Origin of the sequence: Pseudoalteromonas sp. SG44-8, assembly GCF_014164125.1 — a bacterium.
Taxonomy (GTDB): Bacteria; Pseudomonadota; Gammaproteobacteria; order Enterobacterales; family Alteromonadaceae; genus Pseudoalteromonas; species Pseudoalteromonas rhizosphaerae.
In genome coordinates this window covers 18,048-34,472 of the sequence record NZ_JACJEQ010000004.1, presented here as the reverse complement: position 1 = coordinate 34,472, position 16,425 = coordinate 18,048, and the positions used below count along the sequence as shown (strand labels likewise).

Genomic DNA, 16,425 nt, shown 5'->3' with positions numbered 1-16,425 from the left:
TTTATTTTTGATGTACAGCAAACTCAATGGCTGCACGCGCACTGTCGCTATCTTGGCAGGTTGGCCGAGACTTTATGGCATCACTGTACGCATTTGGCACACCAGCTTCAAGCGCACCGCGATGAACGTGCTGCATATACCAATCGTAAGGCAGTATCTGAGCATCAGTGGTGTTGGCAATATAACAATGCGCCGCTACTTGTTGCCCATCAAGTAATGTTACTTGAATATCTACGCAGTCATAACGAGGCCCTTCGATGGCGTCTAAAATCGTTTTTTCTGCGTCATTGAGTTGATATACCACGCCATATACTTGCGCGTTCTTATCATTTGATGGGCGTACATTGCCTTTTCCTGAGCCATCAGTACTTACCATATCAAAGGTTAACTCGTAACCGGCTAGTATTGCCGTACCAATACGAGTAGCGTTTGGTAAACGCGCCAACAAACGACTCGACGACATATTTGAACCAAACGAAAAATTATATACAGCCATATTCACCTACTACAGATTTCTGTTAAAACAACACTTACACTACAATTCTTATTGCTAGAGCGATCAAAATCACGCCAATACCACGGTCAAACCAATAGCCACTTTTTTGAAAAAAACCGCGAACACTAGGCTTTGATAGCACCAAGGATAGAAACGAAAACCACGCCCACGTTGCCAATGCCATATACAGCCCATAGCCTGCTTGCACAATTAATGGCGTTGATTGGCTGATCACTAAAGTAAACAACGACATAAAAAATAACGTGGCTTTTGGGTTTAACGCATTGGTTAAAAAGCCGCGACGAAATGCAATCCAACTGGATTCAACACCTTGAGATTGAAAAACAGTTTCTTGCTGCGCTGGCGCCGGTCTAGCACTTCTAAGCGCTTGCACACCAATGTAGGCCAAGTATGCACCCGCTAAATATTTTAATGCCATAAATACGTTTGGTGATTGCGTTAATAAAACCGCAACCCCGAGTAAGCAATAACTAACATGTAATAAAATAGCCAGGCCTACCCCAAAGCTGGTCCACAATGCATTACGACGCCCCTGCTGAACACTTTGTTTAAGCACAATGGCAAAATCTGGGCCGGGGCTTGCTACAGCAAAAAAGTGCGCCAGTGCAATCAATAAAAACTCATCTAAATAAGCCACGATTACCCCGCTTTTTTATCATCAAGCGCTAACAACAACGGATTAGCAGTACTATTAACTAAGGCTTTTATTTCTTTTTGCGCCTTTTTGAATTGGCTGCGTAAGTGCGGCTTTAAATGCTTTTTAGAATCTTTATAGCCTTTAAAGTGGCAAATAAGGGCATGCATAAATAAGGTTTGCGGTTCACTAAGTGCAGCTTGCCTGTTCGCATAGGGGTTGTAACACGAGCCACAGCCCCCTTTAAACTGATATACCGTATTGCTCATCATTACCCCAAAACCTAAAAAACATGCCACGGCATCGGCGGCCTGTGGTAAAAACTCTTTACCGCCTGGTGGTAACACGCCCACATGGTGGATCATAATTGTCGCTAAAGTACCGGCAAAGCTGGCCACTAAATCTTGTGGCTGATTAATTTGATTTGGATTAAATGACACATTAACCGTATGGCTTGGCGGCACAATTAATTGGCTATTATCACCACGTAACTGATTACTAAAAGCAAAATGAGGAAATACTTGCGGCTGCAATTGCTGTGGAGCCACCAGCGTAATTGGCCAAGCTTGCAGCCCCGCATAGCCAACCACTCGCTCAAACACTTTACTGGCCATTTCTTCAATGCTTGAAACCGCATCGGGAAAGCATTGGTGGTTTGGCAAAACTAATTGCGAGTTATTAATGAAATAATCGCTGTCAAAATTTTCCACCGCCCACACAAAAGTATCAATCAGCCATTGCTGCTCTTGTTCATCTAATAAAGGTTTGCTTTTAAATAACGCTAACATAGTTTGCTCTTTTGCTTATTCTTGCTCTTGTGCCCATGCCCATGCTTGGGTGTTATACAATGGCACAGTGGATAACGCATGATGATGACTGCCGGTTGACTCTTTAGTTGAGTACGACAGATATAACAGAGTTCGCGTTTGCGCATCATAAATTCGACGCACTTTTAATGATTTAAATAAAATACTTTTTGATGATTTAAATACCACCTCACCCGACTTACTACGGTCAATCGCTTGTAATTGGTCGGCAGTAATTGGTCCTGTTTGGCGACACGAAATAGACATATCAGACGGATCAGCAAAATCTAAGTTTGCTTCGATATGGCTAATATGACAGGTTACACCTTTTACTAACGGGTCTTGTTGCGAGTTAACTTTAATATCTTTAGTGGTAAATAATCCCAAACTAACTGATGCAACATCATCAGAGCAGCCCGCTAAGGTGATCAATAAACCTGTCAATACACCTATCATTATAGGTTTCATATATTACTTGCTCCATGTAGGGGTAAACGATTCGTGGCTTACATTTAATATTCAGCTATGTTTCAATACTAACTTAAATTAATCACAACAACGAGCACGACACCATGAAAAAAGTATTTGTTTTACTGTGCTTACTGTTAGTAAGTCAGAGTGCGTTAGCTGGTTACTCACTGAGTCTTTATACTGGTAAAAGCTTTAATCAATCATTAGAAACTAAAAACGGTTTAGCTATAGAGCTCAAAGATAGTAACCATCTTGCTTTTAGTATTGATAGAACAATTGACTCAGCTCGTTATGGTTTTTACTTTTCAAACACCGAAAGTGACTTTCAATCCTCCCCTGATAAAAACGTTGAAATGCAGTATTTTATGTTTCAAAGTGCTGTTGAAGTCCCTTTAAGCAACCACATTAATAGTTATGTCGGCGCACAAATTGGTGCAAATTACATAAGTCCTAACTTCGCCAGCTCTGATACTTTCTTTGCCAGCGGCCTGTATGGCGGTTTAGAATACTTATTTAGCGATCAAGCTCGCATCTTATTTGAAACTCGCTGGCTTGCAACGATCGTCAATAATGCCAGTAACGTTTCATGTGCATTACCAACAGACGAAAACAAGCAATGCTTGTGGCATTTTGATGGTGATGTACTCAATCAGTTTCAAACCAGCTTAGGTTTCACATATCGTTTTTAGGGGAGCAAATAGATAACATGCCACATATCATCATTGAACATTCTGAAGATTTACCGGTATTACCGCAGGTATTGGTTGAAAAAATTCATCAAGCAACGTTTAACAGTGGCTTGTTTGAATTAGCAACGATCAAAACTCGCGCTATAGCCTATACACATTATCAATTGGGCGATGGTAAGGAAGGTTTTATCCATATTGGCGCACACATTATGCAAGGACGTACGATTAAACAAAAGCAACAACTCAGCGAGCAGTTGTTAGACTGTTTAAAAATATACTGCCGAGAATCAGACAGCTTAAGCGTTAACGTTCACGATATGGAACACGAAATTTACCGAAAGTGTTAAACAGCCTCTAGGGTAAATATTCAGCTTTAATACGCTTAATATCAATTTGTGGTGATTTATACGAGGTATACACTAACCAGCCTATATTTTCGATATAGGTCAAACCTGAGCTGCGGCTAAATGCACGCTCAGGTAAACGCATCAAATCATGCTGACTTTGCGTAGAAAAATCATAATAACTCAAACGGTAATCGTCCCGTTCTACATTGAAGTAATATACTCTTGATAACGCCTGAGTTGCTCCCTCAACATAGTACCAAGATGAATGATTAGACAAATTAATAGATTCAACAAGTAATTGCGCATGGCCACTATCAGGCTGTTTTATCCATAATTGTTTGGCTGCAATATCTGCAAAAATTAACGCTCCATGCTTATCCTCATACGCATACATTGTTGATTGCTCAATCGCTTTACCTAAATTATCGCCTTTGAGATTAAACCGGTATAACTCATTATTATTTGAGGTCAATATACTCTTACTATCCGGCGCCCAGCTTGGTTTGCCATGATAATTAAGGCCTGTATTTATTTGGCTGCTATTTTGTGAATTAAAATCATAAATTCGAAGGCTATTCACTTCATTTTTAGATACGACAAATGCTATATAACGTCCATCTGGTGACCAAACAGGACTATAAATAGTGGCATTTAACTGAGTTAGTTTCTTGCGTTGTGTGCCATCCTTATTGGCAATCCACAACTCTGTCGTGCCTGATTCATTTGACACAAATACCAATTTATTTTTAGTAGCACTGTAATCAGGAAAACGCGTATTAAAATGTGTAGATAAAACAGGAAATGGAGAGCTCGCCACCACATTATTTGTTTCAACTCGCATCAGCGTAGAGTCGATATCCCATTGGTGAAAATACAAACTGCCGTCTTGGCTGTATTCTGGATAACTTAATCCGTCAATGTGCGCATCAACTAAGCGCCCAGTTGCTAATTCATAAAAATAACCATGCCGCTTACCTTGATCAACCCCAGAAAAAACCAACAAATCTTTACTCGGGTGCCAATCCACACCACGAATATCAACAAATCCCGAGGTCAATTGCTTAGCATTGCCAGTAGCAATTTCAACTAAAAATAGCTCTTCGTAGCCGGAGGCTAAATTTCGCGATACCACGAGCTGTTTACCATCCGGCGAAAATACCACTGATTCATCATTAAAATCACAGTTCCCAGAGCAAGGCACTCGTGTTATTGCTAACTCACTTGATTGAAGATCAACAATATTTAGCTGTGTTTGTGCGTGATCATTTTTATCATCACTGATAAATACCAGCTGATTACCTGCGGCGTTAATATCAAGATCGGTGCTTCGGCCTTGACCGCATGTTGCCAACACCCTTGTTACTGCTGTCGTTAAATTTTGTTTAACTATTTCACACTGCCTTTGCTCATCTCGCCGATAATAAAATATATTATTTAAATCATGACTAAATACAGCACGTCCCTCAAGAAATGAGCTCTCAGTTAAGGCTATAGCCGCTTGTTCAGGTGAAAATAAATCTCGAAGATAAAGGTTTGCTTGCTGTCCAGGGCGACGCCAAGAATAAACAATAAAATGGCTGTCGTTTGAAATTGCCGGAAATAACTCCCGACCTGGGCTCGTGGTAATGGTTTCAACATGTTCAGATAAAGATGTGAACTTTAACGGCTCAAGACTCGGAATTTGCCGCTTAAAATAAAAAAACGCAAGACATACCATAACGGTAGCCACCATGACTGCAATTTTAACACTACTAAAAAGTACTTGTTTACTCTTTTTTATTTGCGTTAACTGCGGCTTTACTTCTGATTTTAGCTTTTGAGTATCTAAAAATACTGGTTGCTGTGCCAAGCGATAGCCTGTTTTGCGAACTGTAGCAATATAAGCATGAGCAGGGTCTAGTTCTTTAAAGGTTTTACGCAAATGCCAGATTGCATTGGTCAGCGCTTTTTCACCGACAAATTGATTACCATCCCAGACACCATCGATTAGCTCTTCACGAGTAACAAGTTCTGGATAACGCATAACAAGAAAACACAGCAACTCGACAAATTTAGGTTGCAATACACATTCACTCTCACCACATAACAGCTTATTTTCAATTGTATTAACTTCGCACTGCCCTAAGGAAAATGACTGGTTAGTTTTCATAAATAACGTATTTACACCTTATATTTAGAAGTCTAGAAGGTTAACCTTTTATTGGCACAAAAAGCAAAATAACGCGATAGACAGCATAATTACAATTTACCAACCATTCGATTGAATAAACTCAACCATATGATAATAAAGGAATAGATATAAAATAGATGTAAAATAGGGATATAAACGAGATACCTTTCATTGTGTTTTTGTTCACGATTATTTAAAACAACTCACGAATATACCCAAATCACCTCAAGATGCAGAATTCAGCGTTTTACAGGAGCTTAATATCAAGGCGTTACTTTGCAACAATGACAGTCCCTTTTAACAAGAGAGTAAGTGTCTGTGAAACGCCCAAAGGGTTGGTTTAAAAGCGGATTTATACTTCGTTATTGATTTTAACAATAGAGCCAATCAATGCATTGCCTAAATCGCTTTTAATTCTAACTGAAACTCACATCTGAGCTGGTTTGGGTATAAACCCATTCGCTAATGCATTAGTTGCTGTACTTTGAACTGCCCTTCAAAGATTACTAATACATTAGTTTTATCAAGATTCAATATGTAAGGGAAATCTGTGAGCAGTATATTAACAAAAAAATGCGCATTAGCACTGGCGATCACAGCAAGCTTTTCAGGCCAATTAATTGCAAATGATAAACAAATTGAACATCAATTAACGCCAAATAAAACAACGATAAAAGAAGAGAAACAAGAAGCCCCTGAAAAAATAGTGGTGACTGGCTCTCGCTTAAAGCGTGATAGTTTTTCTGTTGCCACACCACTAGTGACTATGGATCGCGCGGCGATTCAAGACACTGGTTTAGGTAACTTATCTGATGTTCTTGTTGATAACATGCCTGCACTTAGCCAAAGTATAGGCAACAATACAAGTCAATCGAGTATTTCTGGCACTGGCCTTTCAACCGTTCAATTACGTGACTTAGGCGCTAATCGTACCCTTACTCTTATTGATGGTCGCCGTGTAGTGTCAAATAGCTACGGCGGTAACTATGTAAGCTTAAATACCATTCCAAGTGGCATGGTTGAACGTGTTGAAATAATCAGTGGTGGCGCATCTGCAACTTATGGAGCCGATGCAGTCGCTGGGGTCGTCAATATAATTACCCAATCAAAAAAAGAAGGCTTTGATTTTCAGGCTCGTGGTGGCCAAACCACTGAAGGTGGCGGCAAAGAGTTTACTCTTGATTTAAACTACGGCGATTCATTTGCTAATAATAAAGGGTATGTGTTTTTTAGTGCTAACTGGGACCGCGATTTTGGCATTAGTTACTATGATCGCGATCGTGCAAAAATAGAAGCCGCACATAGCTATAATAACACTCTTATGTGCAATCAAATGATGACCGAAAGTGGCTCTAAATGTATGCGTGACATTACTCAAGCTGATTGGGTAAGTAAAAGTGATGGCACCTTAGGCGGCGTTTTTCTAGAAAACAATAACAACGAAACGCAATTTTGGTATGACGGTCAAACACTGCGTGATGACTGGAAAGGCAATGAAGAAATATACGGTATTAACTCAAATCAGTACGTAATGCTGGATGTACCAAGTGATAACCTGTCAACAGCTGTAAAAATCGATTTTGATATCAGCGACGACATCATGAGTTACTTCCAACTGCAATATAGTAAAAGTGGCTCGTTCAACAGTAAGTCACCTGAAGATGAATATGAGGGTGCATTCGTACCGCGTTATGATGCTGTAACAGGCGATCCAATCGCAGATATCGCACCGGGCTACATTCCAATTAATAACCCGTATGTGCCACAACAAATCTTAGACGCAAATCCATACAAAGACCGCATTTATTGGGATCGTCGCTTTGGCGAAGTCGGTAATATCAGTACTGATAATGACCGTACCACTATCCGGACATGGGCAGGCCTACAAGGTACTATGTTTAATCACCAATGGGATTGGGATGTATCAGCCGGATATGGGCAATTTAAACAGCATCAAATCCGTAATAATGAACTGAATGTAATAAATTTAAATCAAGCATTACAAGCGGAGAAACTTGCTGATGGCTCTATTCAATGTATAGATGAAGCAGCCCGTGCAGCAGGCTGTGTACCAATCAATCTATTTGGTGAAGGTTCAATTACTCCAGATATGGCCGACTGGATTCGTAGCAACCCGATTATTGATACAAAGATTCAGCAATATACAGTGATGGGTTACATCACAGGTGATTTATTTGAATTACCAGCAGGGAGTGTTTCTGCGGTATTTGGTGGCGAATATCGTAAAGATAGCCAAAGCTTAGATACCAGTGAGGACATGAAAGTTGGCGGTATTACGTTTAACGTTGTTCCTTCGTTTTATGGTGAAGTTGAAGTCTATGAAGCCTTTGCAGAATTGGCGATTCCACTACTAAAAGATGCCCCTCTTGCAAAAAGCTTATCCGCTGAAACCTCGTTACGCTTAGCTAATTACAGCATGGAAAACGTCAATACTGTAGCCAGCTATAAACTAGGTTTACTATGGCAGCCAGTTGATGGCTACATGGTACGCGCAAATTATGCTCGCGCACAGCGCGCTCCAACGATTACCGAATTGATGTCTCCACCGCGTGGCGATTTCGACTCATATGATGATATTTGTGATGGCTTAACGGCGACCTCAACTAAGCCAGGTCATGATAATTGTCGTTTAGAGCCAACTCTTGCTAAACAGCTAGCTGAGGATCCTAACTTTAAATTCGACAGCGAAGATAACAATTATTCTCCAGGTACAGGTAACCCTAACCTTAAAGAAGAAACGGCCGATACCTATACCTTTGGTGTAACACTATCACCGGAGTTTTTCCGTGGTTTTAATCTCGCCATCGATTACTACGATATTGCCATTATTGATGCGATTGATGAGATCAGTAACGAAAATATTATGAATGAATGTTACGATTCTGAAGCAGCTTGGGGTAGCAATAATGAGTTCTGTAATGATATCACCCGAAATAACGAAGGTAACATTATCAAAATTCTACAGCGTGAATATAATTTAGATGAGCTGACAGCCCGTGGTTATGATGTAGTCGCGACTTATGATTTTGATATTGGTAGTTATGGCGAAGTATCTTTAAAGCTTGACTACAATCACGTTATTGAAAACTCACAAACCTATGAAGGTTTAGATGGCAATAACGTAGTTACTCATTATGCTGGATATGGTCGCAGTAAAGACAAAGCCGCGATGTCAATTGCATGGAGTTTGGATGACTTGCGTATTCGTTGGCGTACCAACTTCTTGGGCTCTTTTAAAGCCGATCAACAAGATGAAAAAGATTACCTAACGGCCGTGTTAGAAAACAATGAAAACTGTGCCGCTGCAAGTGCAGACTGTATTTCCAACCCAGAGCCTCTTGCTTATCAAGACTACGGCTCATATATAAAGCATAGTTTATCAGCTTCTTACACTATGGCCTTAACTTCAAACAGCGACTTACGCGTGTTTGGTGGAATTAATAATATATTTGATAATAAAGGCGCATTCTACCCAAGTGGCAACGGTAATTATTACAGTGGATATGGCGGTGGTACTGGTCGTTATATGTACTTAGGTGCGCAATATAGTTTTTAAATGATAGCGTCTAAAATTTATTGCTAACGAAGTGTTAATGATTCGTTAGTTTTATAACTACTAGGTTGTTGTCAAAGGTACGTATCGCAAGAACGTACCTTTTTTATTTAAACCTAGAACCAGTTTTGCATTTCTATTAATCTTGACTCGGTGCGTGCGTATTCAAATGCCAGCTTTTTACCTTGATATAAATCAGCAATGCCAACCTCGCTACTCAGTATCAATAACTTGCCACGGTCGTAAAATTCATCCACTAAAGCAATAAAGCGTCGCGCTTCATCGTCTAGTGTATGTTCTTGTAAATCTTGTTTTTCACGCTGATAGCTATCTTCAATACCATGCACTATTTGCTTACCTGTTGCCGCAGCGCCCATTACTGGCACATTACAGATATACACACGCTGATAGTACTTTGCTAAATGAATATAATCAGCGGTACTACGCGGGCCTGAGCACAACGCCATAAAATCAAACATAATGGCATTATTGCTGAGCCTTAAACACGCCAGTTTACGCCCGTAAATAGAAATATCAGTTGCTGTTTGTAAGTTATCTGCAAAAGCCAAAAAATCAGCATCCAGTTCAGAGTTAGCCGAGCTGTTAAAATAATGAGTTGCGTGCTTACCAAAACGAAATCGGTGGTCAACAGAGCCTGTGACATTAATAATATGACAATGCGCTTTAATTAACGCTATGGTGGGTAAAAAGCGCGCTCGCTGCAAGCCGTTATAATAAAGCTGCTCAGGTTGACAATTTGACGTAGCAACCAAAATGATGCCTTTGGCAAACAAGGCTTTAAATAGGCCGGCCATGATCATAGCATCGCCAATATCAGAGACAAAAAACTCATCAAAACAAATTAATTTAAGCGTTTCTGACCACTCATTTGCTATTTTATCCAGCGGGTTTTTAACCCCTTGCAACTGTCCTAGACGAGTATGTACTTGAGCAATAAAATGATGGAAGTGTAAACGTGTTTTTTGTTTAATTGCTACAGTCTCAAAAAACACATCCATTAGCATCGATTTACCCCGTCCAACAGGTCCATACAAATAAATGCCTTGCAAAGATACCGATTTTTGCCACCAATGATGCGGTTTATCAATGGCAATTGCGAGATTGTCTAGTGCATTCACCGCTGCTAATTGGGCATCATCAAATTGCAATTTACCGGTGGCTATTTGCTGTTGATAATATGCTAATATTTGTCCACTGTGTACTGTCATGCGTTATCACGATCCGTTATACTCGCCGCCATTGTAGTCGACTAGAAGTGTGAACCCAATGAAATTCCCTTGCCGCCTAGATAAATTTATTAGCCATCTAGCAGAAACGCCACGCACCAAAGCGAGAGCAGGAATAAAGCGTAAAGATGCCAGCGTAAATGGCGAGGTGATCAGCGCTTATGATCATCCAATCACAGCGACAGATAACGTATTATGGCAAGGTAAGCCGCTAGCTTTTCTAGGTAAACGCTATTATATGCTGAATAAACCGGTCGGTTATGTATGCGCCAACAGTGACGAGTTACACCCAACGGTATTTGATTTACTCGATGAACCTAACATGAGTGATTTTCATGTTGCAGGTCGGCTTGATCTCGATACAACTGGGCTTGTGATCATTACCAATGATGGCGATTGGTCACATAAAATCACCTCCCCAAAACATAACAAATTTAAGACTTACCTGATTGAAACACAAGAACCTCTAACGGATGATGCGCTGGAAAAAATTCGCCAAGGAGTGCAATTACACAACGAAAAAGAACTAACCAGACCCGCAATTGCAGAGCAACTTGCCACATATCGTATGCGTCTGTCGATCTGCGAAGGTAAATATCATCAGGTTAAACGCATGCTCGCTGCAGTAGGCAATAAGGTCGTTGAATTACATAGAGAAAAAGTAGCAAATATCGAGCTTGATGAGGCTCTTGCTAGCGGAGAATATCGACTCTTAAGCGCAGCAGAAATCACGCTTTAATTTACCCGTAATGGAAACTTGAGTAAAAGTCACGTCTAATTCCCATATTATTGTTAATTAAAGCTAACATCTGGCCGACAAACATGGTAGAAAATCATGGTCATAAAAATAATAAGGGGCGCGATGTGCTGTCAGGTTTAGCATTAAGAACTAAAATAATTTTGTTCGCTGGAGCGATGTTTGTAGCACTCAATGCTATTGCATTACTGGGCTTACAATCTCTTCGCCACGCAAGTGAAAGCGATAATATTGCCCGTATCAATCAACTCATGAAAAGCACGACAAATATTGTCGAGCAATTTGAGTTACTTGCTAAAAATGGGCAACTAACCGAGCAACAGGCGCGTGAATTTGCCACGCAAATGTTGCGTGAAAACAAATACCACGACAGTGAATATGTGTACGTAGTGAATGATAAACTCGACTTTATTGCTACACCTCACGATCCGCAGCTACACAACACCAGTTTTAATGATTTCAAAGATGCCAGCGGTAACAGTATTGGTCGTATGGTTGAACAATTAGTCGGTAATCAAACCAACAAAATTATTACCTATCATTGGGATTCTGTCCGTGATGGTGAAACCGTTGACCTAACCTCTGTGGTGCAAAAAACCCCTTACTTTGGTTGGTATGTTGGTACCGGGATCAGCGAAAAAGAAGTTGATGAGCGTTACTGGAATACCGCTAAGTGGTTACTAGGCTTGTCACTACTTATTGCCCTTGCTTTAACTGCTGCAATTGCTCGCTTTGGTATTTCTTTAAGCAACGCGTTAGGCGGTGAAGTCACTGAGGTAATTGGTATTGTTAAGCAAGTTTCTCGTGGCAACTTAAATTCGCATATTCGTACTGACGCCCAACCTGAAAGCATTATTGCTGCCATGCACTATATGCAACAAGGGCTACGGGGTGTAGTTGGCAGTATTAAAGATGTTACTGATAGTCTAAAAAATCAGAGTTTAGATAACGAATCCCGCTCAACTGAGCTTGATAAACTGACCCGCAGCCTAAACGAAGAAACCCATATGGTCGCATCAGCTATCACTGAGCTAACAGCCTCTGCGCAAACAGTGGTTGAGCATGCCGAGCAAGCCGCCTTTTCAGTACAAGAAGCCGAAAGCCAAGGACAAAATGCCAGTCATTTAACTGCTGAGGCAGCAAATACCATAGCTCTTTTAGAGCAACAAATTGACAGCGCTGGTAATAACATCCAACTCCTTGATGATGAAGTAAATAATATTGCAAATGTGCTTACTGTTATTCAAAGTATTGCCGAGCAAACTAACCTGTTAGCACTCAATGCAGCCATTGAAGCTGCCCGTGCCGGTGAACAAGGAAGAGGCTTTGCGGTCGTTGCGGATGAAGTACGTCAACTAGCGCAGCGCACGCAAACTAGCACAGAAGAAATTCGTACTATGATCGGTAAATTACAATCCGCCACTAAAGATGCAAAAACTTCAGTTAACTTAAGTATTGCCACCAGTGAACAAACCGTAGCGAAATCTAAAGATGCCAGTGAAGAGTTGCAGCGTGTTGCTGCATCTTTGAGTGCCATAGCACAAATGAGCCATCAAATAGCCATTGCAGCTAAAGAGCAGCTCGATGCAGGGGAAGACACAGCAAGACGCATTGTGACCATCTCTGACACCGCCTCACAGACCGCAGACCTATCGCATCAAGCCCATGCCGCAACGGACTTGATAAAAGGGCTGACTAGCGATTTAGAAGCTGAAACCGGCAAGTTTAGATCCTAGTAATTGGTTACCTAAAACTAAAAAGCCCGCGTTAATTACGCGGGCTTTTTAATTGAATTGATTAAGTTAAGATTTAATTTGTACTAAATCAAAATCAGCCATACTTGGTACTATCATTTGTAATCGTGATTCGGTGACATCAAGCGAGTTTAAACATTCACAGTATTCTGAGGCTTTTAACTCTAACTGTTGAGCTTTTTTCTGCAATGACTTATCGATTTCTTTTGAAATAATATCCATGCGCTGTCCCATGTCATTGATACGATCTTCAATATTACCTTCGCGGGACTTAAATGCATCACCTAGAGAAACTAAAATAGCGCCGAGAGAGCCATGAACTGCAGAGTGAATTTTTTGACTGATCTCTTCGGTAAAAAAATCATCAATTTTGGATAGTGATTGTGGGGCAATAAAAAAGAAATCATCGCCGCGTTTAAATTTATCCATTAAAGCGCGCTCAACATATTGCAGTTGCGTTTTTAGCACTTCCGACTCTTTGTCCGACATACCTTCAACAACTTGCTCTATCGCACTTAAGCCAAGATTAACACCGTCAGTTGCCAACTCTACCAACTCAGGCACCGTATCGCGAATACCCGCGCTAAACTGTTTTAACACTAGGGTTTCATCTGACGTTAGATCAATCCAATAGCCACGGATAAAGAGTTGATTATCATTATTTATTTGTACGCGGGTTTGGCCCTTATCAACAATACGAATGACATCATCAGTGATGATCAAACCATGCCTTAGCTCTACTTCGCACACGGCTTTAGCGCTGACATTAAGACTTGATAGTGCTATGGACATCGCCAATATCGAACGAGATAAAAACGCCATAAACACCTCAAAAAGACTAAAAATGGAAGGCGGCTAGGTTAACAAAAAACCAGTTTTATGCAAGAGAAACTAGGCCCTACCTTCTAGGGCCTTATAGATAACATTTAAATTGGTGATCCTGGTGGGATTGGTAATGCAGTAAAATTTGTAGGGCAATTGCCGGTAGCCAGAAACTGTTTAATTTGATCGGCTAAGTATTGCTTAAACGCACTTTCACCAACATCAGCACTGCTAAGTAAAGACTCTTGCTGATACGCCTTACTCAGTTTTACTAAGTAATAACGCAACTGAGCTTGCACCTCTGGAGCAACTTTATCACTGGCGACTAAATCAGCAAACTGCTTTGCTGTTAATAACTGCACCCGCTGAGTGATTTTGCCTGCCATGCCTTTTTTACTCTGAATCAAAAACACCTGCTGATAAACCTTTGCAAGCAGTTCATCTAAGCTAAAAAATGCATCACTGCGCGCTTGTTGCTGTGCTAAACGATTTAATCGTTGGCTATTTAGCAATAACGCTAAACTATGTTGTGCAGCCACTTCGGGTAGCGCCATTGCATCTAAGGTTAAGCCAGTGCGGCCAACAATGCTTTCTCGGCTTTTAGATTCGCCATAGGCCTTGGGTGGAATTAGCGCTAACACTGATTCTGGTAATACTAAATTGTCAGCATTTAGGGTAGTTAAGATGGCCTTTAAAGCGAGCTGTTGAGTTGCCTTTGCAACAACTTGTGCACCTTTTACCATACCTTGACCACGTACTTCGTAATCATAATCAACACCTGCAATCAGTTTTACAGCAGACTCGACCTGATAACGATGGAATAAATACAGCGGCACCAGCATCTCTTCTAGCTGAGATAGTGAGGTTCCTTCTTTGATATTGTTAATACCAAATTTAGCGAGTGCTTGTTGTCTTACGTCAAGCACTCTTAATAGCTCTTCACTTGGCGAACTGCCGTTATCCCATAAATGTGCTGTTGGATGCGCGCCACCTTGCGCTCGTGCATCACTATCAGAAATAAACTCCAGCCCTTTAGCTTGGTTATCCGCTAAAATTGCACTTAGTTCTGCATCTTCATCAAGGTTACGAAAATCACTGTAACCGTACTTTATAACTTGCGTATCCCACTGCCCCATACCTTGTGCATAACCTCGGCTCACATCGAGTTCACCTTGGTCATTAAAGCCCACTAGTGGGTGCGGATAATCCATCACCGAAGCACGATCAGCCACTGACGCAGAGAAATTATGCGCTATACCAAGTGTGTGACCAATTTCGTGAGCACTGAGCTGGCGAATACGATCAAGTGCCATTGCTTGTAACGTTTTTGCCACTTCATTACCTTCTAAATAAGGCGCTGCAAGTGCTTCAGCTATTAAAATATCTTGGCGCACACGCAGTGAGCCTAATGTAACGTGACCTTTTAAAATCTCACCTGTACGCGGATCGATCACCGAGCTGCCATAAGACCAACCGCGCGTTGCACGATGCACCCACTGGATCACGTTATAACGCACATCCATAGGATCCGCGTTATCTGGTAACACTTTAACAATAAATGCATTTTTATAACCCGCTTGAGAAAACGCATCATCCCACCATTTTGCGCCATCGAGTAACGCTGTTTTTACCGGCTCTGGTACGCCAGGATCTAAATAATAAATAATCGGCTCAACGGGTTCGCTAATAGGTAAGCTTGGGTCTTTTTTCGCTAGACGATGACGCGGAATATAACGTACCAACATTGATTCACTTAATGGCGCGGCATAATCTTTATGTTCAATACTCCAATAACCTGATTGCGGATGAAACGCACGTGGCGTGTAATTATCATCAGGTAACTGTATTAAAGAGTGATGCATATGCACGGTTAATGCGTAAGGGTCAGCACTGACCTGACGAATATACTCACCCGGTTGAGTGCCATTAAATGTCAGCACAGCTTCAAGTTCAGTATTTTTCATAAACGCTTTTGAGCGATCCATATTTACTGCACTGCGACTTTCATCAAGGCTAAAATTGCCTTGTTTACGTGCAGCAAGCGTTCGACCCACACCATGTACATCGCTCAGTAAATAGGGCGTATAATCAATCAAGACAGCTTGCGGGCTTTGTGCAACCACTTTAAAACCCGCTAAAATACTTGATGCAAAGGCTTCTTGAATACTTTTTTGTTCGGCTTTATTGCTGGTATTTGCACGGTAGTAGGTATTAATAGCCCGTAACATCACTTTATCGCCAAAGCGCTCAAACTGTACTAGATGCGTATTGCCTAACTGGCCGCGATCAAGGCCAATATCGTTAGAGCCGACACCATAAGGCAAGCTTTGCTGTAATAAAAATTGCTGCTTGAGTTTATCAACTTTTAAATAAATTTTACCGTTTTGAGTGTCGTAATAAAAAGAGAAGTAGCCCGGAAAATGATTCATTTGTTCAGTAAAATCATTAATAGACTTAATTGCTGCGTGCGCTTGGGTTATCATAGTTAGCAACACAGTAAAGAGTATGTAACGTATCAATGGTATTTTTTGCATAATCTTATCTTTGTTATTCGCGTTTTAAATACGGTTAAGGTGTGTCCAGTATAGGATGTTGCACCTAAAATACAGTTATTTAAGACGAAATTCAGCGCTTGCT

General features: G+C 40.9%; 13 protein-coding genes. 5 read left to right on the top strand and 8 right to left on the bottom strand.

Going from position 1 to position 16,425, the window contains the following annotated elements; all coding sequences use genetic code 11:
* Position 1: 1 nt before the first annotated feature.
* The 4 genes from H5163_RS04880 to H5163_RS04865 are packed head-to-tail and all read right to left on the bottom strand — an operon-like array spanning position 2 to position 2,425.
* On the bottom strand, positions 2-496 hold the full coding sequence (locus tag H5163_RS04880) for a gamma-glutamylcyclotransferase family protein (protein ID WP_145234768.1): 495 nt from the start codon (positions 494-496) through the stop codon (positions 2-4).
* 34 nt (positions 497-530) lie between these two features.
* Complete coding sequence (locus H5163_RS04875) at positions 531-1,154, bottom strand: LysE family translocator (RefSeq protein ID WP_145234766.1); 624 nt, start codon at positions 1,152-1,154, stop codon at positions 531-533.
* A gap of 2 nt (positions 1,155-1,156) precedes the next feature.
* Positions 1,157-1,939, bottom strand: a complete 783-nt coding sequence (locus tag H5163_RS04870; RefSeq protein ID WP_145234763.1) for a hypothetical protein — start codon at positions 1,937-1,939, stop codon at positions 1,157-1,159.
* Between the two features lie 15 nt (positions 1,940-1,954).
* Entirely contained in the window at positions 1,955-2,425 is a 471-nt protein-coding gene (locus tag H5163_RS04865; RefSeq protein ID WP_182717226.1) for a CreA family protein, read from the bottom strand.
* Positions 2,426-2,529: 104 nt separating this feature from the next.
* On the opposite strand from H5163_RS04865, the gene H5163_RS04860 reads away from it, so the two are divergent.
* Together H5163_RS04860 and H5163_RS04855 are read left to right on the top strand one after the other, a co-directional pair.
* Entirely contained in the window at positions 2,530-3,117 is a 588-nt protein-coding gene (locus tag H5163_RS04860; RefSeq protein WP_182734536.1) for an outer membrane beta-barrel protein, read from the top strand.
* A gap of 17 nt (positions 3,118-3,134) precedes the next feature.
* A complete protein-coding gene (locus H5163_RS04855) occupies positions 3,135-3,464 on the top strand; it encodes a 5-carboxymethyl-2-hydroxymuconate Delta-isomerase (RefSeq protein WP_145234757.1) in 330 nt (109 codons plus the stop codon).
* Between the two features lie 7 nt (positions 3,465-3,471).
* Here the strand turns inward: H5163_RS04855 and H5163_RS04850 are convergent, their stop codons facing one another.
* Entirely contained in the window at positions 3,472-5,613 is a 2,142-nt protein-coding gene (locus H5163_RS04850) for a winged helix-turn-helix domain-containing protein (protein ID WP_182734535.1), read from the bottom strand.
* A gap of 571 nt (positions 5,614-6,184) precedes the next feature.
* On the opposite strand from H5163_RS04850, the gene H5163_RS04845 reads away from it, so the two are divergent.
* A complete protein-coding gene (locus H5163_RS04845) occupies positions 6,185-9,211 on the top strand; it encodes a TonB-dependent receptor domain-containing protein (RefSeq protein WP_145234753.1) in 3,027 nt (1,008 codons plus the stop codon).
* Positions 9,212-9,324: 113 nt separating this feature from the next.
* On the opposite strand, the gene zapE is transcribed toward H5163_RS04845, so the two are convergent.
* Positions 9,325-10,437, bottom strand: coding sequence for a cell division protein ZapE (zapE, locus tag H5163_RS04840; protein ID WP_182734533.1), 1,113 nt, complete (start codon positions 10,435-10,437; stop codon positions 9,325-9,327).
* A 58-nt stretch (positions 10,438-10,495) separates the two neighbouring features.
* Between zapE and rsuA the strand changes: the two genes are divergently transcribed.
* Positions 10,496-11,194, top strand: coding sequence for a 16S rRNA pseudouridine(516) synthase RsuA (gene rsuA / locus H5163_RS04835; protein WP_182734531.1), 699 nt, complete (start codon positions 10,496-10,498; stop codon positions 11,192-11,194).
* A gap of 83 nt (positions 11,195-11,277) precedes the next feature.
* A complete protein-coding gene (locus H5163_RS04830; RefSeq protein ID WP_182731312.1) occupies positions 11,278-12,948 on the top strand; it encodes a methyl-accepting chemotaxis protein in 1,671 nt (556 codons plus the stop codon).
* 66 nt (positions 12,949-13,014) lie between these two features.
* On the opposite strand, the gene H5163_RS04825 is transcribed toward H5163_RS04830, so the two are convergent.
* On the bottom strand, positions 13,015-13,788 hold the full coding sequence (locus H5163_RS04825; RefSeq protein ID WP_149983146.1) for a YggN family protein: 774 nt from the start codon (positions 13,786-13,788) through the stop codon (positions 13,015-13,017).
* A 104-nt stretch (positions 13,789-13,892) separates the two neighbouring features.
* Positions 13,893-16,322 (bottom strand): zinc-dependent metalloprotease, encoded by a 2,430-nt coding sequence (locus H5163_RS04820; protein ID WP_182734529.1) that lies wholly within the window; start codon positions 16,320-16,322, stop codon positions 13,893-13,895.
* Positions 16,323-16,425: the final 103 nt, after the last annotated feature.

Bases quoted from the DNA above. Each gene is read 5' to 3' on its own strand.
- H5163_RS04880 (WP_145234768.1), bottom strand. From the start codon at position 496: ATGGCTGTATATAATTTTTCGTTTGGTTCAAATATGTCGTCGAGTCGT.
- H5163_RS04870 (WP_145234763.1), bottom strand. From the start codon at position 1,939: ATGTTAGCGTTATTTAAAAGCAAACCTTTATTAGATGAACAAGAGCAG.
- H5163_RS04865 (WP_182717226.1), bottom strand. From the start codon at position 2,425: ATGAAACCTATAATGATAGGTGTATTGACAGGTTTATTGATCACCTTA.
- H5163_RS04860 (WP_182734536.1), top strand. From the start codon at position 2,530: ATGAAAAAAGTATTTGTTTTACTGTGCTTACTGTTAGTAAGTCAGAGT.
- H5163_RS04855 (WP_145234757.1), top strand. From the start codon at position 3,135: ATGCCACATATCATCATTGAACATTCTGAAGATTTACCGGTATTACCG.
- H5163_RS04850 (WP_182734535.1), bottom strand. From the start codon at position 5,613: ATGAAAACTAACCAGTCATTTTCCTTAGGGCAGTGCGAAGTTAATACA.
- zapE (WP_182734533.1), bottom strand. From the start codon at position 10,437: ATGACAGTACACAGTGGACAAATATTAGCATATTATCAACAGCAAATA.
- rsuA (WP_182734531.1), top strand. From the start codon at position 10,496: ATGAAATTCCCTTGCCGCCTAGATAAATTTATTAGCCATCTAGCAGAA.
- H5163_RS04830 (WP_182731312.1), top strand. From the start codon at position 11,278: ATGGTAGAAAATCATGGTCATAAAAATAATAAGGGGCGCGATGTGCTG.
- H5163_RS04825 (WP_149983146.1), bottom strand. From the start codon at position 13,788: ATGGCGTTTTTATCTCGTTCGATATTGGCGATGTCCATAGCACTATCA.
- H5163_RS04820 (WP_182734529.1), bottom strand. From the start codon at position 16,322: ATGCAAAAAATACCATTGATACGTTACATACTCTTTACTGTGTTGCTA.